General features: G+C 41.3%; 17 protein-coding genes. 2 read left to right on the top strand and 15 right to left on the bottom strand.

The window, feature by feature from the left end:
- Window positions 1–39 precede the first annotated feature (39 nt).
- From RWZ99_RS05340 to RWZ99_RS05330, 3 genes are all read right to left on the bottom strand, one after another.
- On the bottom strand, window positions 40–4,566 hold the full coding sequence (locus RWZ99_RS05340; protein WP_314676903.1) for a glycoside hydrolase family 70 protein: 4,527 nt from the start codon (window positions 4,564–4,566) through the stop codon (window positions 40–42).
- 272 nt (window positions 4,567–4,838) lie between these two features.
- Window positions 4,839–5,861 (bottom strand): glycosyltransferase family 2 protein, encoded by a 1,023-nt coding sequence (locus tag RWZ99_RS05335; protein ID WP_314676902.1) that lies wholly within the window; start codon window positions 5,859–5,861, stop codon window positions 4,839–4,841.
- A gap of 33 nt (window positions 5,862–5,894) precedes the next feature.
- Complete coding sequence (locus tag RWZ99_RS05330; RefSeq protein ID WP_314676901.1) at window positions 5,895–7,157, bottom strand: carbohydrate-binding domain-containing protein; 1,263 nt, start codon at window positions 7,155–7,157, stop codon at window positions 5,895–5,897.
- A 319-nt stretch (window positions 7,158–7,476) separates the two neighbouring features.
- Here RWZ99_RS05330 and RWZ99_RS05325 point away from each other — a divergent pair, with 319 nt between their 5' ends.
- A complete protein-coding gene (locus RWZ99_RS05325; protein ID WP_314676899.1) occupies window positions 7,477–8,256 on the top strand; it encodes a polyphosphate polymerase domain-containing protein in 780 nt (259 codons plus the stop codon).
- Window positions 8,249–8,932: a DUF4956 domain-containing protein gene (locus tag RWZ99_RS05320; RefSeq protein WP_314676898.1), complete on the top strand. Its 684-nt coding sequence runs from the start codon at window positions 8,249–8,251 to the stop codon at window positions 8,930–8,932. Before RWZ99_RS05325 ends, RWZ99_RS05320 begins: the two co-directional genes overlap by 8 nt.
- A gap of 153 nt (window positions 8,933–9,085) precedes the next feature.
- On the opposite strand, the gene hisE is transcribed toward RWZ99_RS05320, so the two are convergent.
- The 12 genes from hisE to RWZ99_RS05260 form a co-directional block, all read right to left on the bottom strand.
- On the bottom strand, window positions 9,086–9,400 hold the full coding sequence (hisE, locus tag RWZ99_RS05315; RefSeq protein ID WP_314676897.1) for a phosphoribosyl-ATP diphosphatase: 315 nt from the start codon (window positions 9,398–9,400) through the stop codon (window positions 9,086–9,088).
- Between the two features lie 8 nt (window positions 9,401–9,408).
- A complete protein-coding gene (hisI, locus tag RWZ99_RS05310) occupies window positions 9,409–9,744 on the bottom strand; it encodes a phosphoribosyl-AMP cyclohydrolase (protein ID WP_314676895.1) in 336 nt (111 codons plus the stop codon).
- Window positions 9,741–10,499: an imidazole glycerol phosphate synthase subunit HisF gene (gene hisF / locus RWZ99_RS05305; RefSeq protein WP_314676893.1), complete on the bottom strand. Its 759-nt coding sequence runs from the start codon at window positions 10,497–10,499 to the stop codon at window positions 9,741–9,743. The genes hisI and hisF overlap by 4 nt, the downstream gene beginning before the upstream one ends.
- 1 nt (window position 10,500) lies before the next feature.
- The gene (hisA, locus tag RWZ99_RS05300; RefSeq protein ID WP_314676891.1) at window positions 10,501–11,220 is read right to left on the bottom strand and encodes a 1-(5-phosphoribosyl)-5-[(5-phosphoribosylamino)methylideneamino]imidazole-4-carboxamide isomerase; all 720 of its coding nucleotides are present in this window, start codon (window positions 11,218–11,220) and stop codon (window positions 10,501–10,503) included.
- 48 nt (window positions 11,221–11,268) lie between these two features.
- Complete coding sequence (hisH, locus tag RWZ99_RS05295) at window positions 11,269–11,877, bottom strand: imidazole glycerol phosphate synthase subunit HisH (RefSeq protein ID WP_314676890.1); 609 nt, start codon at window positions 11,875–11,877, stop codon at window positions 11,269–11,271.
- Window positions 11,874–12,458, bottom strand: coding sequence for an imidazoleglycerol-phosphate dehydratase HisB (gene hisB / locus RWZ99_RS05290; RefSeq protein WP_314676888.1), 585 nt, complete (start codon window positions 12,456–12,458; stop codon window positions 11,874–11,876). The genes hisH and hisB overlap by 4 nt, the downstream gene beginning before the upstream one ends.
- 19 nt (window positions 12,459–12,477) lie before the next feature.
- Window positions 12,478–13,761, bottom strand: a complete 1,284-nt coding sequence (hisD, locus tag RWZ99_RS05285; protein WP_314676887.1) for a histidinol dehydrogenase — start codon at window positions 13,759–13,761, stop codon at window positions 12,478–12,480.
- Complete coding sequence (gene hisG, locus RWZ99_RS05280; protein WP_314676885.1) at window positions 13,758–14,408, bottom strand: ATP phosphoribosyltransferase; 651 nt, start codon at window positions 14,406–14,408, stop codon at window positions 13,758–13,760. Before hisG ends, hisD begins: the two co-directional genes overlap by 4 nt.
- A complete protein-coding gene (locus RWZ99_RS05275; protein WP_314676883.1) occupies window positions 14,401–15,381 on the bottom strand; it encodes an ATP phosphoribosyltransferase regulatory subunit in 981 nt (326 codons plus the stop codon). Before RWZ99_RS05275 ends, hisG begins: the two co-directional genes overlap by 8 nt.
- Window positions 15,378–16,430: a histidinol-phosphate transaminase gene (hisC, locus tag RWZ99_RS05270; protein ID WP_314676881.1), complete on the bottom strand. Its 1,053-nt coding sequence runs from the start codon at window positions 16,428–16,430 to the stop codon at window positions 15,378–15,380. The genes RWZ99_RS05275 and hisC overlap by 4 nt, the downstream gene beginning before the upstream one ends.
- A 761-nt stretch (window positions 16,431–17,191) precedes the next feature.
- Window positions 17,192–17,581: a hypothetical protein gene (locus tag RWZ99_RS05265; RefSeq protein WP_314676906.1), complete on the bottom strand. Its 390-nt coding sequence runs from the start codon at window positions 17,579–17,581 to the stop codon at window positions 17,192–17,194.
- Window positions 17,562–18,265: phosphodiester glycosidase family protein (locus RWZ99_RS05260; protein ID WP_314676878.1), on the bottom strand; the 704-nt coding region annotated here is incomplete at its 5' end. The genes RWZ99_RS05260 and RWZ99_RS05265, both read right to left, overlap by 20 nt.

The raw sequence follows: 18,265 nt of genomic DNA, 5'->3' as shown, positions 1-18,265 counted from the left end.
TTTTCACTTAATATCTCATATTAAGATTAGAATGATTGACTATTTATCGAAATCAGCATAACCATTTTCATCGAAGAAGACTGTCTTACCATCTTGGAATGTAATCCATGTGTTTGTCACACGTTCCCCGAGAACTGATTCGTAGTATTCTACTCCTTTTGGTGTGCTGATTGGACTACCTTTAACTTGACGTCCCAATTTATCAAAGTAATACTCTTTGCCATCAATATTTTGACGACCAGTCACAGCCTTACCATCTTTGAAGTAGTACCAAACATTATTTCCAGTTGTCAAGAAACGGTTATTAAGACGCTCACCTGAATCTTTATCATAGTATGACAGTGAACCATCAGCATTCTTGACAAAGTCACCTTTGACTTGGCTACCATCTTCTTTGAAGTAATAGTGTTTATCACCGATAGTATAGGCACCTGTTACGATTTCACCATTATCTTTGGCGTAGTACCATGTCTTACCACCATCAAGAGTGAAGAAGTCAGATTTAACCTGGCTACCATCAGCATTGAAGTAATAGTTAAGGTGGTCAATAGTTTGGCGACCTGTGACAAGGTTACCATCCTTATCAGCATGGTACCATTTACCATTCACTTCGAAGAACTTGTCTTTAACCTTGTAACCATTATCTACAGTATAGTAGCTAATCTTGCCGTTTTCAGTAACAAAATCACCTTTAACTTGAGCACCATTTGCACGGAAGTAGTATTCATGACCGTCCAAAGTAAGGGCACCTGTCACATTTTTACCAGTCGCATCACGGTAGAACCATGTAGAGCCATCTGTAGTGTAGAATTCGCCTTTCTTAGCTTGTGCATAGCCTTGATCGTTGAATTCATACCAGATACCATCGATTTCTGCCCAACGATTTGTGTAGGCATTACCTGAATTTTTATCGAAGAAGTAGAGTTTTCCGTCTGGAGTCACATACTTAGTGCCTTTAGCTTGGAAGCCATTTTCATCGAAGTATTGCAATCCTCCACCAGCATAAGTCAAGCCAACAGCCATTTCTCCAGTTGGTGAGAAATAACGGAATTTTGCTTCTGTTTCTGAAGTACCTTCTTTCGGTACATCGAATACAAAGTAACCATCTTTGTACTGCTCACCAAAGCTGCCAAAGTAATAATATTTACCATCTTGCTGATAAATAGAATCGCGAAGCTGGATACCATTTGGCAAGAAGAAATAAGTCTTACCATCGATATCTTGACGACCAGTCAACATATAACCTTCTTTATCGAAGTAATAGTAATTTCCAGCATATTTAATGAAGGCATTCTTAGCTTGGAAACCACTGTTATCATAGTAAGCCATACCCTTACCATCATAGTAGAAACCAGTCATACCACCTTGGTCTGTCAAAGGTTTTGGCAAGAAGATGCCATTATCAGTAACTTGATAATAGCGACCAGTAGCATCGTTGCTGAGAACATAACGATTACCACGACCAAGGATATTAGTACCATTCATGTACTTAGCAGACCATTGCTTGATTTTAACAGATGGATCAATCTTCTTACCAGTTGATATCATCACATCTTCAAACAACTGTGGATATTTCTTTTGAAGCTCATCAAGGAACTCACCTCCATATTGAGCTTGGAAGTCCTTACCTGATGATTTAGAATTTGCAACATACAAACTGTTATTGATGTAAGCATTGGCCTTTGGAGTACCATAACTATTAGCACGTGTTGCTGTTACCACTTCTTGTCCTGGCAATTGGTAAAGTTGGTCTGGTACCCAGTCAGCAATTGCTTGAATACCTTGCTTGTGAAGGGCTTTAAGGGCATCACGAAGGTCTTCTTTAGAACCGTATTTGTTATTCTTACTCATGGCAAGGTCATAACGGTCAGTAAAAGCATAGCCATTTTGGATAACAGAATCAAGGAAGGTACGGTCATCAGCCGATACAAATTGAGGAGCCATCTCGAATGATGTGATTCCCCATGACTTGAAGAGTTCTGCATTTTCTGCAATTAATTTATTAGTATATTGGCTATCGTTTTCAACAAAATCTTGGAAGTTTGAGAAACCTTCATAGATAACTTGTGAATCTAATGCTTCAGTAGCAGAAAATGTCTTATCAAGTTTCTTATCTGAACCTTTAACACGGATATCTTGGTTATCAGATGCGCCTACTGGTACCCATACACCAAGATAACCTCTCATATCAACAGTTCGATACCCCTTGATTTCATCACCACTGAATGACAAGTTCCCTTCAGAATCGGTGTATTTAATTTTTCCAGCTGCTGCTGCATCATTCTCGTAAGTGACAATTCCCTTATCAGTACCAAGAAGTAATGGTCGGTAGGCTTGGTTAGCATGAAGTTTACCCATATTAACTTTCAAAGTACCATCACCCAATGAGAAATCCTCATTATTGGCAATAAGAGTCAACATACCAGAATGTTTACTTGTTTCTGCTACACCCGTAGTTTGGTCAGCAGTCATAATATCTTTACCGTAACGAACAGAGGACAGGATCTCTTTTCCATTGAACGTGTCGACTTTCATCGATTGTCCACCTGAAACATATTTCATACGGTTCTTCAAGAGTGTTGTGATAGCATCATAGTAAGGAGACTTAGTAGCCATATATTGGCCATTATCTGTATAAAGATCTCCATAATAAACACGAGTTACCTGCTCCATATTTTGAAGAATCAAAGCATAGGCAGCTGGGATATTGTTAATAGTATAACGTTTTTCTGCCTTCTTCATATCTTCATTATAGATTTCAAAAGCACGTTTCAATTCAGCATCAGTCATGGTATAACCATCTGATTTTGGATTGATTTCTTTTTGAACAATATCACGAATGATATCTTGAACAAGGTTATCATGAGCACGTGCAAAGATATAGTTAGCTTGTGTATCACCATACTTACTATTATTTGTACGGTCTGTCAAACTGCTAGTAATCAAATCTTTCAATGAAGAACCAGATCCATAAAGTGCCCCCATAATTGCATAACGAAGGTTGTTATCCATGGCAAGGGCTGCACCATCATGTTTTTGATTATAAGCATTATCATTTAAATCCCAAGCCTCAAGGATAGAAATGTGAGCAAGCGCATTGGCTTCAGATTTATCCACACCAAAGGCTGCACGGAAGTAGTTTGTATAAACTTGGAGAAGGTCTGCATCAACATTATCAACTGCATCAACACGGATACCATCAAAGTTAGCATCCTTATCACCCATAACAATTGATCCCCAGTTCACAAGATAGTGAATTTGGTTCAACTGCTCAGCTTGCACTACTGGATTTGAGTTATCAACGTCATTGGCAAGTAGGAATTCATAACCACCCAAGTATCTTCCTGTACCATTTAGAGAACCATCTTGGTTACTTGGTGTACGGTTAAGCAAACGGTAATCAGAATTTGCCCAAGGTGTCTTATCACTATTGACATAAAGAAGAGCCCCCCCTTGAAGGTGGTCAGCAAGGGTATAGTTTTCAGTTGTAGCATTCCACTGGTCTTGTTCTTTTACAAAAGACTCAATTGCTTGACGAAGCCATTCAGTTGATTTTTTAGCTGAAATTTCTTGTTCAATCTTAATTTGAATTGTCTTAGCAGCTGCATTCAATTCTGACTGACTTTGGCTAGTTGAATAAGTTGCGTTTAGGTTAAAGTGCTTAGAGAAGGTATTGAGGTAGGCAACTTGTGTGTCTACATCAGGCCACCATGCCATCAAAAGTGGACGGAAGTCTTTCTCAGTTGATACACGCCATTTTTCACCATTTTCCAAAATAGTGACTGGACGATACCAACTGTTTGGTGTCAAATATCCATCTACCAACTCGAAGCTTTCTTTCTTAGAATCGTAAGCACGGTTATGTGAAGAGAAAGCATCAACTAGATTAGTTGTACCTGGTGTGAACGAGTGTGTTGATGTACTTGTCAAAGCACCGTCTTTACCGAAGTAAAGCAACTGGCCATTTACTGAAACAGCAAAGTTTGTTTTATATGAACCGTCTTCTTTGACATAGTAGTACTTACCATCAACTTGCTTGATGTTGTCCAAAGAGAGTGCTGCTGTTTCTTCTTTTTCAGTAACACCAGATTTTGGTTTTTCAGCTACTGTCAGCGTCGTATCTGTCGTTGCAGCTGCATTTGCTGGTGTTTCTGTAGCACCATTAGCTACTGCTGCACGATCAGTTACTGCTGGTGTTTCTGTAGCGCCATTAGCTACGGCTGCACGATCAGTTGCTGCTGGTGCTGCCGTATTAGCAGTTGTATCAGTTGTAGCCGTTGCTGGTGCTGGAGTTGCTACAGCATCTGTATCAGCTGCCTTGTCATTTGTTACTGCTGTAACATCTGTCGTAGCAGTTACTGCTGGAGTCGCTACTTCATGTGTTTCGACCACAACATCGCTTTCAGCTGTCGTAGTAGCAACTGGTTCTGTAGTTTCATCGGCTGAAACTTTTTGATTAGCTACTGTAGCACCACCTACAATAGAGGCAAGTGCTGCCGAAGTGACGGCAATCGTCACCCATTGCTTCTTAACCTTGTGAAGCTTGTAATGTACCTTTTTTCCCATTTTAGGTCCTCATTTCTTTTTCTTAGTTTGAATGAAAATCTACATAATTCAAACATTCTCATTATAGCATATTTTTTTCGCTCAATTATCGTATTTTTCATAACATCTGATTTTTTTAATCGTAATTTAAATTAAACGACATTTAGACAAATATTAAAAACTACCGAATCTTGAAAACGGTAGTTTTTCTATTTTCTAGGAAATTTTTAAAGCTATGAGAGAGGGAAATAAACACATTCTATTGAACTAGATTGCAATTTGCAAATCAACTATCAAGCAAAGACAATGTTATGTTGAACCCTATAGCTAACTAAAAATAGCAAGGTTTCTGTAACTAATTTAGCCAGAACCAGTCCTAAGCCAATAGCCACTAGACTGCTAAGCAAGAAATAGTTACAAGCTAAGAGAACCAAGACCAACATAAAGTAGCGAACACTTGATCTAAAGAGAGAACTTGTCGGATTGAAGACAACATTTGCATTTAGCAGACACTGGCTGGAAGCCGAAATGACACGCGCTAGCACGACCGAAAGGAGGAGATTTTTCGTCAAGGCAAAGAGCACAAATAAGGCTGTTGCATCAATGACTGAGGCCAAGACGGCCGTGCCAGAGAACTTTAAAAACGGGCTGTAAATACGGATGGAATCACGAATGGGCCGAAAGTGAGAACTTTTATTTTCCTCTAAATAAACCGTTTCGATTGGGACTTCAGAGATTTTGTGACCTGACTTTTTGGCTTCAAGTAGCATATTAAACTCGTACTCGAAACGATTACCATCCAGATTAAGCAACCATGGAATAAGGTCTGTTGACATACCTCGAAGACCTGTCTGTGTATCCGTTACCTTCTGACCAGTTACTAGACGGAAGAGCCCAGCAGTCACTTTATTTCCAAAGCGACTTCGTGCTGGCACTTTACCTACAAAGGCACGCGCACCCAAGATAAGATGACTTGGATTTTCCTCCGTCGCCTTGGCCACACGGACAATATCCTTAATCAGATGCTGACCATCACTGTCAACTGTTACTATAGGTTGAGCTGACAAGTGCTGCCCCACCACTTCTTCTTGAATATACGCAAAGGCAGTCTTTAGGGCAGCCCCCTTCCCCTTATTTACAGAGTGTTTAAGGACTGTAGCTCCCAAAAGAGCTGTTTCGTCATAAAAGTCGTCATAGCGTGGATCACTCCCATCATTGACAACGATAATGCGAGCTTTAGGGAGTTTTAAAGTAATATCTTGAACCACTTGAATCAGTCGAATGTCTGGTTCATAAGCTGGAATAACAATATACATAGGCACTTCCTTTCTGTTTCATCCTATGATGCTTTATTGGTCTCCACCAAAGCCACCTGCTGGGCCGCCACCTTGGGGACCACCGCCGCCTTGAGGGCCGCCACCGCCACCAGGCATTGAGTTTTCAATCTTGGTTTGTTTTTCACCATTAATAGTAATGTCACCACCGGTATAGGTCGCTGAACCATCAAAGTCAAAGCCAGATTGACCAGTCAAATTAATCGTTCCCCCCGATACAATAATATCGCCGTTAGAATCGATTGGATCTGTATCACCCTCACCGACCTCAACATTTAGGGTTCCACCAGTCATCTTGAAGAAAGTCTCACTTTGACTGGCATTAGCATTGACCGCATTGACACCATCATCCGTTGCATAAACATCGATGTTTCCACCATTGATGGTCACAGATTTACCTTCAATACCCTCGGTTGATTTTTCAACCTTGTAAGTACCACTATCAATAATCAGGTCACCAGAGGCATGAATACCATCGTCACCAGCATTGATAGTCATGGTATTATCAGACAAATACATGGTACCTACTGATGTGTCGTCATCATTGTCGACCTTAACACCATCTTCTTCTGCTTCAATGGTCATGGTTGTTCCTGTGATATTAAGTTCATCGTTGACATTGAAAGCATCACCGACTGAGGTAATCTTATAGGTTCCACCTGTCATATGAAGACTGTCGTTTGCTTTAATACCGTTGTTTTTCTTGGCATCAATGTTAAGAGTACCTGAACCGTTAATGGTCAAATCTCCTTTAGAGAAAATCACAGCATCCGCATCTTCATCACTATTAGAACTTGAATCAGAGAGAGTGCTAGTAGTTCCATCTTTAAGCGTCAAATAGACATGACCGGCACTTGTAGCATTGATTGGTGCATTTGTGTTTGTCATGGTAGCACCATCTAGAACAATATGGACATCATCTGAATCACCAGCGTCCACCTTGATCTGCACACCATCAGATTTTCCTGAAATGACATAGGTACCAGCTTTGGAGATGGTTACAGTTGAACCTGATACAGCTACACCATCTCCTGAAACATCCGCAGAAGAGCCTGATAACTTAATCGTAGAGGCTGAACTTTCATCATAGGATGTGTCTGAGTCTTTTGAAGTGAAATAGTTGCTATTATTATTAGTCGTTGCGGTTACTGCACTTGTTTTTGAACTTGCAGTTGTCCCCGTTGATTGATTGTTTGATTGGCTACAAGCTGTCATGACTGTTAAGGCAGTCGCACAGGTTAATAACGTCGTCCATTTTTTTAGTTTTTTTGATTTCATATTTTTTCCTCTCGGGTTCTTTTTGGTGATTACAGTTTACGGGACTTAGCTAAAATATTTCTGAAGGTTAACTAAAACTTTTCTTAAGTTAAGTTTGGTGAAAGTTTGGCTTAGGACTTCTTTCAGAAAAGTCCCATAAACTAATAGGCAAGCAAGCAAGAGCTATGAAATAGTTCTTGCCCGCTCAACTTTTTACTATAAAACAAAAAAGAATAAAAACAATAAGGCGACGGGTTAGGGATAGATGTGCTACCACAGCCCCCTATTTCCTGTGAGTTGCTTTACGGCTTTGTATCTTATCTATAAAAGGAGTTTTTTCATGGTTAAACAATTGGAAACACGTTTTAAACGTATTGAAACAAAATATGTGGTCTCAAAGGACAATCTTGAGGACTTGCTCACTGATCTTAAGGAGTATTTGGTAGAGGATGATTATCCGACATCTACCATTTCAAATATTTACTTTGATACGGATAATTTTGACGTCATCCAAGACGCCCTAGATGGTAATCACCGTCAAGAGAAAATCCGCATGCGTACCTACCTAGCCAATCCCAAAATTGATAGTAAGGTTTTTCTAGAGGTCAAAGCCAAAGATGAGGAGGGAATTGGCCATAAGTTTCGCCTCGTTTCAACTCCGTTTGCCATCACTAACTTGATAACAGACGGTAAGAATGATGGCCAAATCACTGATCGTCAGCTCTTGCAAGATATTCATCAGTTACGTCAGCGCTATGATGGGGGTCTCAAACCTCGCATGTATATCTACTACGACCGCTTCTCTATGAAAGAAAAAGAGACTATCGAAGGCTATGCCTACAATAAAGTTCGTGTAACCCTAGATCAAAATCTGACTTATCGTGATGAAGACATCAGTCTCTTCAAGGGAAATCATGGTTTTCCCCTTCTTGATGAAGATACGATAATCATGGAAATCAAGGCACCTGGCCAAAAGCCAGACTGGCTTCAAAGTATCTTAGACAAACATGGTTTGGAAGAGCAGAAGTTCTCAAAATACAGCTGTGCCTATCATAAGTCTCAAGGTCTAGACTATGCGCCACATCCAGTTCAAGAAAAAGGAGGTGCCGCCTATGTCTAATCTCTTCAAATCTATCTTTAATGATGCAACCTCAACTGCAAATCCCCTTCAACTCATGCTGGCCTTATTGGTCAGCCTTGTTTTGGGTTTAGCTCTTACCTGGACTTACAAATATCGGACCCTCTACACCAGAGAATTCGTCATTAGTTTGACCCTACTTCCATGTTTGATGACCCTAGTCATCTTTCTGGTTAATGGTAGTTTGGGAACCTCTATTGCTGTGGCAGGGACCTTTAGTCTGATTCGTTTTCGATCAGCGACTAGTGGTTCCAGAGAGCTAATCGCCGTCTTCATGGCCATGATTATCGGTCTGGCATCTGGGACAGGCTATTTGCTACTGGCTGTCCTCTTCACCGCCTTTCTGTTGGCTGTTTGGCTCCTTTTGGAAAATCGTCAAAGTCGTACGGACAACCAACGTCGTAGGCTCCTGACCATTAATGTCTCCCATCAGGACTTGATTGACCAAAAAATCACTAAAGCCTTGCTCAATTTCACTAGCGAATGTGACCTAATCTCCCTTAACACCACAGGTGGAGGTGAAACCATGCAGCTGGTCTACGAAGTGGACTTGAATCCTCAAGTGGACGACTTCCAATTGACTAATCACCTTATCTCAAACATTGAAAATTGTGATGTTGCCCTAACCAAAAAAGCCAAAAAGAAAAAGAATCTGTAAAACAAAAAGACATCTCCGACTGATTTTCGGAGATGTTTTTGTGTATTACAAATGATTTCTCAAAGCGAAATGAATTACTTAAACTTTTTGAATCTTTTTTCAATACAATAACTTCAAGCTTTTATTCTTAGTCTCAATCGGTTAAGATAATCCTCAATAATCTGTTACTTCTTTTCGGTCATGGACATTGCTTTGCTTACCTTGTCGTGCCTTAAGTACGGCTTCAACGTCTTCAGGGCTAACCCCTGTTTCAACTAGCATGACGGCTAGGTGATAGAGGACGTCTGCTGTCTCGTTAGCAATTTCTGCTTTATCAGCATTCTTGGCTCCAATCACAACTTCTGTTGCTTCTTCGCCAACCTTTTTAAGAATCTTGTCTAGACCCTTGTCAAAAAGGTAATTGGTATAAGACCCTTCCTTGGGATTCTTTTTACGATCTAAGGCTTCCTTATAAAGTGTTTCTAACATATCTACTCCTATCCTTGATTGTCATCATATATATCCGTAAAGAAACAGCTGTAGGCTCCTGTATGACAGGCTGCTCCTTCTTGTTCAACGGCGATAAGTAAGGTGTCCTTATCACAGTCAGTCTTGATGCTTTTGACATGCTGGAAATGACCAGACGTCGCTCCCTTATGCCAAAGTTCATTTCTGGAACGGCTCCAGTAATGCATCTGTTTGGTCTCAAGGGTCAACTGATAGGACACCTCATTCATATAGGCCAACATGAGCACCTGTCCCGTCTTGTAATCGGTCACAATGACTGGCACCAGTCCTCCTTGTTTGTCAAAATCAAGTTTAACCTCTGTCATCGTCTCACCACAATTCCTGCATTTGCCAAGACTTGTTTGGTCTCGCCTATATTTACCTCACCGAAGTGGAAGATAGAGGCAGCCAGTGCACCAGTCGCTGTTGTCTTTTCAAAGACTTCTACAATGTCCTCAATATTTCCCGCGCCACCAGAAGCAATGATCGGGACATCAACGACTTCTGCCACACGATTAAGCATTTCCAAATCAAAACCAGACTTAGTGCCGTCCTTGTCCATACTTGTTAAGAGAATTTCTCCAGCCCCCAAGGCGACGACCTCTTGAGCCCATTGGATGAGGTCTCTACCTGTATCCTTACGACCTCCCGCCACAAAAACATGCCAGCTCCCATCAGCCATCTTTTTAGCATCAATTGCAGCCACGACACACTGATTCCCAAATTTTTGAGCACAATCAGCGATTAGTTGCGGATTGGCAAGGGCTGAGGAATTGACGGCAACTTTGTCAGCACCGGCTTTGAGCATCTTGTTCATGTCTTCGACTGAACGGATACCACCACCAACTGTGAAGGGGATAAAGACCTGATCGGCAACGCGTCTCACCATGTCAACCGTTGTTTCACGATTATCTGAAGTCGCTGTGATGTCTAAAAAAACAAGCTCGTCACAACCAGCCTCATAATAGGCACGCGCAGAATCAACAGGATCACCAACATCTGTCAGATTCACAAAATTAACCCCCTTGACGACACGACCATCCTTGACATCCAAACAAGGAATAATACGTTTTTTAAGCATATTAACCTCCGAAAGACTTGAGCTGGTCTAAAGTGATATTGCCGTTATAGTAGGCTTTACCGACAATGGTTCCTGCCACACCAATCTCTTGTAGGTGATTTAAGTCGGCTACCTCTGCAATCCCACCTGAAGCGATAACTTTAGCGGTTGTGAGTTCAGATACCAAGCGTTTGTAGTGATCAAGATTGGGTCCTGTCAGTGTGCCATCTCGATCAACATCTGTATAGACAAAGAGGGTTACGCCCATCTTTTCCATTTCCTTGGCCAAGGTGATGTAATCCACATCGCTAGTTTCCAACCAACCTTCGGTAGCAACAAGACCTGCCTTGGCATCTATACCCACGACAATTTTATCGGCACCAAATTCCTCCAAAGCTGCTCTAACGAAGTCTGGATCTTTAACGGCCATCGACCCGATAATGATACGGTCGATGCCAACTGCCAAATAGTCACGAATCTGCTCTAAGGTACGGATACCGCCACCAACTTCGATACCAAGTCCAGAAACCTTCTTGACCTCTGCAATCAAGTCACGGTTAGTGGCACGACCATCAAGGGCACCATCCAAGTCGACAACGTGAATAAATTGAATGCCGGCATTCTTAAAGGTCTTTGCTTGCTCAATAACGTCTGGATTGACAACGGTTTGTTGGTTGAAATCTCCTTTGAAGAGACGAACAGCCTGTCCATCCTTAATATCAATTGCTGGTAGAATTTGCATCTCCCCTACCATCCTTTCTAACTAAAAAGTCTTTATTCTCACGAGCTTCTAGGATTTACATAAACCTACAAACTGTTCAATAATACCTAAACCAATATCACCTGATTTTTCAGGATGGAATTGGGCACCATAAACATTGTCTTTATGAATCATGGCTGGTACCTCAATACTATAATCTGCGGTAACATCAATGTATTGACTAGGGACATCTGTGAAATAACTGTGAACGAAGTAGACGGCTTGGCCATCTAAACCATCTGTCAAAGGGCTGGCTTGCTTAACAGCCAAATCATTCCACCCCATATGTGGGACAGGTTGCTCCTTGCTGGCTGGAATAGGACGGCAGACACCTGGAATAAAGCCAAGACCATCTGTTTCTTCATGTTCCAGTCCTTTTTCTGTTAAAATCTGCATGCCTAAACAAATTCCCAAAAGGGGAACTCCCTGTGCGACTGCCTCTTTGATAACAGCTACCAAACCTCTTCGCTCCAACTCTGCCATGGCCGTTGGATAAGCGCCTACACCAGGTAAAATCAACCCATCTGCAGCTAGGATTTTTTCTTTATCGGCAGACAATTCTGCAGTCACTCCGATTTTTTCAAGGGCACGCAGAACATTTGCAGTATTCCCCGCATCGTAATCAATGACGATAATCATAGCATCCCCTTTGTCGAGTTTACACCGTGAATGTCAAGATTGATTGTGATGGCTTCACGCAAGGCACGTCCTGTAGCCTTGAAAAGACTTTCTGACTTGTGGTGATTGTTTTTTCCGTGGAGAATCTTGAGGTGGAGATTCATCTGAACATTGAAAGCCAAGGCTTGGAAAAATTCTTCTACCAGTTCTGTGTCAAAATTACCTAATTTTGGATTATCGAAACTAGCATCAAAGACCAAGAAGCTACGTCCAGACAAGTCTAAACTTGCCATGCCAAGGGTTTCATCCATAGGTACAAAAGCCGTTCCATAACGGTTGATTCCTGCTTTATCGCCCAAGGCCTCTTTAAGAGCTTGACCAAGGACAATACCGACATCTTCAACAGTGTGGTGACTATCAACCCAAAGGTCACCATCAGCCTTAACCACCAAAGACATACGACCGTGACGGGCAAACAAGGTCAACATGTGGTCAAAAAATCCGACACCTGTTTGAATATCTACTGGTTCTTGAGCATCCAAGTTGAGGCTTAACTTAATTTTGGTTTCAAAGGTATTACGTTCAATTTCTGCTTGTCTCATAACTTCTTCCTCTACTCTCTCAGCTATTGTCGTTTCTGACTTCAATTGCCTTGGCGTGGGCCTGCAAACCTTCTGCGTAAGCCAAGGTTGTGATATCGTGCTGAGCCTTATTGACTGCTGCCTTATCGTATTGCGTATATTGGATACGTTTGACAAAATCGTGCACGCCTAATGCTGATGAAAAGCGGCTGGTTGCTGTCGTTGGAAGAACGTGGTTGGCACCTGCATAGTAGTCGCCAATTGGTTCACTAGTAAAGTGACCAAGAAAGACGGAACCAGCATTTTCCACTTTTTCCAAGTAATCATAAGCATTGTCCATAGCAATTTCCAAATGTTCCGGCGCAACCAAGTTCATGAGTTCGAACATGGCATCTGTATCATTAGCAATAATAATACGGCCGTTATTTTCGACAGATGGACGAGCAATCGCCTCACGTGGCAAAAGCTTGAGTTGACGTTCAATCTCACTTTCAACCGCATCAGCCAAGGCTTCAGAATCTGTGACCAAAATGGCACGTGCGCGTGTGTCGTGCTCTGCTTGAGACAAGAGGTCAGCTGCCACATAGGTTGGATTGGCACTACTATCAGCGATAACACCAATTTCTGATGGCCCTGCAATCATATCAATACCGACAATACCATAAACTTGCTTCTTAGCAGTCGCCACAAAAATATTTCCGGGACCTGTAATCTTGTCCACCTTTGGAATCGTTTCTGTACCAAAGGCCAAGGCCGCAACCCCTTGAGCCCCACCAACTTGGTAAATGCTATCCACACCAGCCAATTTGGCGGCTACCAGAATCGCAGGAACAAAGTGCTCTTGAGGCGGCGTAATCATAATAATCTCTTTAACCCCAGCAATTTTAGCGGGAATAACATTCATAAGAACTGATGACGGATAAGCCGCAGTTCCTCCAGGCACATAGACACCCACACGATTGATAGGACGAATCAATTGACCACGAATAACACCCTCACTTGGTTGGTCCTCAAAACCAGTCTCCAACTGATGTTTGTGATAAGATTCAATGTTTTCTTTAGCATTAACTAGGGCTTGGTAAACCTCTGGATCAATCTCTTTAAAGGCTTGATCAATCAAGTCCTGTCCAACTTCAAAATCAGTCAAGTCAACCTTATCAAATTTAGCTGAATAGTCACGAAGGGCCTCGTCTCCACGTTTTTTGACGTCTTCGATAATAGCTTGAACCGTACTTTCAACGTCTCTATTTTCTTTTGAAAGTTCCAATTGCTCCTGATAAAGAAGCTCAGCAATTTCTTTATTTGTTCCAGTTAATCGTTTCATTCGAACGGTACCTCCTCGTTCCCTACAAGTGATTCAATCTTACGAATGAATGGTAGAACTTCCTTATTATTTTTCAAAGAAGCCTTATTAACAATCATTCGCGCTGAAATCCGGCAAATATCTTCATAAACCTTTAAACCATTGGCAACAAGGGTATTCCCTGTTTCCACAATATCGACAATAGCATCCGCTAGACCAATAACAGGGGCAATCTCAACGCTCCCTTGAATCGAAATAATCTCGACATCCTCACCCTTTTGATTAAAATAATCAGTTGCAATGGTTGGATACTTAGTCGCAATTCGTTTACGTTTATGGTCATTAGGATTATAGTCTTCTGTTGATGCTACGGAGAATTTACAAAGGCCAAAATTAAGGTCTAACATTTCCAAGTAGCCTGTCGGATGTTCAACCAGAACATCCTTTCCAACAATCCCAATATCTGCGACACCGTGTCTAACATAAGTTGTTACATCTGGAGCTTTGACCAAGAGAAAACGGAAACGCTTGTCAGGACTCTCGAAAATCAAATTACGTCCCTTATCAGCCATGAAAGACATATCAAAGCCAGCTTTTTCCAGTAATTTAACCGCATCTTTCTCAATACGTCCCTTGGTCAAGGCAATTGTGATTTGATTGCTAGTCATCCAAATCACCTCCAAATTCCACATCGTCATGTACTGCTTGATAAACTGAGTCGATATCAATGGCCCAGCCAACGGCTGTTAACTCGGTAGCACCAAAGCGTTCAAAAAGTTTATCATAACGGCCACCTGATACAAAGGCATCTGGTACCTTGTCACCGAAGACCTTAAACATTATGCCTGTGTAGTAAGGCACTGCTGGCAATTGAGCCAAATCAAGCGTCGTCTCTGGGAGACTATCAGCTAGGCGATTGGTTAGGACTTCCAAACTATCCAAAGCCGTCAAAAAGGCTTCACTGTCTGTTAACTGTCTAGCCTTGGTCAATACAGCAGTTGTCTCACCAAAGAGGAAGGGTAACTGCTCCAAGACCTTGTCGTATTGACTTGGATTTTCTTTGGTGAATTCCTTGAGACCTGTGATTGATTTATCACGGATATAGGTCGCCAACTCTGCTTCTTTTACTGCTGGAAGGTCTAATTCTTCAAAAATGAGTTGCAAGAGGCGAGCATGCGAAAATTCAAACTTGTAATTTTTGACACCTGCATCATCTAGAGCCTCTTTGGCAGAAACTACTGCTTCTTCCAATGCCTGATGAACTGGAAAACCAATGATTTCCACACCAGCCTGCGTATGCTCATTGGACAAGCCACGCATCTCTTCATTGTAGTTAAAGACTTTTCCAGAGTAGGAAAATTTAATGGGTGTATGAACTTGTGTAGAAGCAATCACGCGCCCGATTTGACTGGTAATATCAGGACGTAGGCTAACAAGATTTCCATTTTTATCAAAGAAATTATAATTACCATTGTCCACCACATCACTAAAGACTTCAAAATGCTCTAAGGTTGGTGTCTCAATCCGAAGAAAGCCCTTTGTCATCAACAAATCACAAATACAATGTTCAATCTGATACATGGTACGGGCACGTTTGAAAAGTTTATCGTGCATTCCTAAGGCTAATGTCGTTTTTTTCATGCTTGTAACTCCTGTATTGTCATTAATACGCGCTCCATCTCATCTTGAGTTCCAATAGAAATGCGTAGTCTATCTGAAATACGCTCCACTTTTGGAAAATAACGGACATAAATTTTCTTACTTTGGAGGTAGTCAAACAATTGGCCTGCAGTCACTCCGTGAGGTTTGACCAAAACAAAATTGGTTTTTGATGGTAAGACATCAAAGCCAATAGCCTTCAATTCTTGGCTAAACCAGTCACGTGTGTCAATAATCTTAGCGCAAGTGTCCTCATAATAGTCCCAAGACTTAACCGCTGCAGTCGCCAAGACTTCAGCAATGCTATCCACATTATAGGGATTGACTGAATTCTTGACAGCATTGATCACAGCCATTAGTTTTGGACTTCCTATGCCGTAACCGACACGCAGACCTGCAAGGGAGGCATCCTTAGAAAAGGTCCTAGTGATAAACACATTGTCATATTTTTCTAGGAGCGGTAAGGCCGTCTCCCCACCAAAGTTGATGTAGGCTTCGTCAATAATCACAACTACCGACTGGTTGGCTTTTATAATCTCCTCGATTTGATCTAACGGTTTATAAATACCTGTTGGAGCATTAGGATTGGTAATGACAATCCCACCATTTTCGACCAAATAATCTTGAGTATCAATCTCAAATGAAGAGGTCAAAGGCACCTCTCTAAAAGGGATACGGTACAAATCTGCCCATACCTTGTAAAAACCATAAGTCAAATCAGGAAATATGATTTCTTCCTCACTGTTAAAGAAAGCTAGAAAAGCCATTGATAAGATGTCATCTGACCCATTTCCAATAATTAATTGATTGGCAGGAACTCCTAACTGATCAGACAAAGCTTGACGCAGAGCAGCTTGATCCAAAGTTGAATACTTGCGCAACTGATGGGCATCAAAGGATGCTAAAGCCTGATGGACTGCTGGACTTGGTCCATAGGCATTTTCATTAGTATTCAACTTAATGATATTTTTCTCAGCGGGCTGACTACCCGCCACATAGGGTTCAATCTTTCGTAATCCTTTGATTTCCATAGTTTATCCTTTCTGTTCGACTCTAACTAAGTGTACCTCTCGCTACACACTCTAAACCTCTCGCTACACACTCTAAAAAAGTGTAACAAAAACGTCCTCGCAAAAATAACTTTTGCAAGGACGTTGGCACGTGGTTCCACCTTAATTCGAAGAGGGGTCACCCCCTCTTCCTTATGAAGTCACAAATAATCACTTGTAACTCCCAGTCTCTAACGGAACCACCCGTCGTACACTACTGTCATCCAGAGTTCGCATACACTCTCAAGAATGTGTCGTCTTTGATCTCATGCGTTTTCAGCTTCCCGCATTCTCTGTGAAACGATCTGACTTTTTCTATCAACGATTTTGATTTTAAATTATTCTACCTAAAAATTCAGAACAATGCAAGTCTTTTTTGTATATTTAATAAAGAAATACAAAGGCTTTTTTGAGACTTTCCTAAGGTGATGAGGGACGTCAGGTAACATTATCCTGTGGATGATTTCAGCAATCCAGTCAGTTTCAGGACTAAGTTTTAGTCTAAGGTCTCAAAACTTTTCAGAACTTAATATACAGTAGTTTCAGATGCTTCCATCACTAGGAAAAGTTTCCTTATATCTTTATTCCTGTCACAAAAAGCAATCTCTGTTATTTTTTATGACAATCTCTTTAGTCCATTTCCTGTTTCAGAATAATAACGCCATTTATAAGCTGTATATTTATCCTAAATAAATTTTCAAAGCAAGATAAAAAGCCTGAAGCATTACTCCAAGCTTTCATTTTTAAGCCAGTTTTCTAGGTCTAATAAATCCTGTTAGAAGACTCAAACAAAGTAGTCCAGCTGCCACATACCAATAGGGCATATCTACACTAGTTGTACGTCCTGAGACTTCAACAATGCCTTTAACTAAACAGGCACTTGCTATAACTGCGACTGCTGAATTTAATAAGAGTTTCGAGGCACGATTTCTCACCCAAGACATTCCCAGTCCTGTAAGTAGATAGATAAGTGCTCCTGCCAATGGTGCAAAGAACATCATGCGCATAAACATGGATGATTCACCGTAAGAAAAGCGTTCATAGATAAAGGTAAAGACCAGGCTAAAAATAGTTAAAGCAATGTAGGTGAAAAAGTGCTTGCTGGCTGATTTTTTAGTAACCGATGTAAACAATATCACTCACCGCCCTTTCTGAGATTTTGTTTCCGTTTGTTGTTGGCTTATTAATGACTTGACCATTGAAATACATGGTTGATGATCCGCCACCATCAAGGTTGTAAGCTGTCGTCACACCATAAGATTTCATCAATTCTGCCATTTCATAAAGAGTCAACCCTGACGACTCACTGGTACGACCATCAGAGACAATGACAATATAATGCACACTGCCGTCACTTTCTTCGATTACTCCGATGGCTGTACGTGGATTGTCAGTCATGGCTTGACCAACCTCTTCATTTTCTGATACAGCTATTTTACCATTTTCAACTAGGGTTGGTCCAAAGGCAAAGGTATTCACTACACCTGAATCGACCAGTTCTTGAGCCGTTGTATCGCTCTCGTTAAAGGTCTTGAAGCTACCGTCTGAGTAGACTGCAAGGTCTTCATAGTCACTGTTTCGATCAGTATCACGATAAACTTGACCATTTTTAATCACATAGCCTGACTGGTTAGCTCCATAGTAGTCACCATTGATAGCAAAGATAGCATTGTTTTGCTGGGCAATACTTGAAGTGGTGTCAGTAATATTGGTACCATAGGTGTTTTGTGCCAAAGCCGTTTTAAGATAGTCCGCACTTGAAAGCTTGATATCAGCAACATAGTAAGTGGTATCACTGGTTTTACCCGTCGTGATTT

Origin of the sequence: uncultured Streptococcus sp., assembly GCF_963545685.1 — a bacterium.
Taxonomy (GTDB): Bacteria; Bacillota; Bacilli; order Lactobacillales; family Streptococcaceae; genus Streptococcus.
The sequence above is the reverse complement of the archived record's forward strand: the minus strand, read 5'-3'. Positions and strand labels throughout refer to the sequence as shown.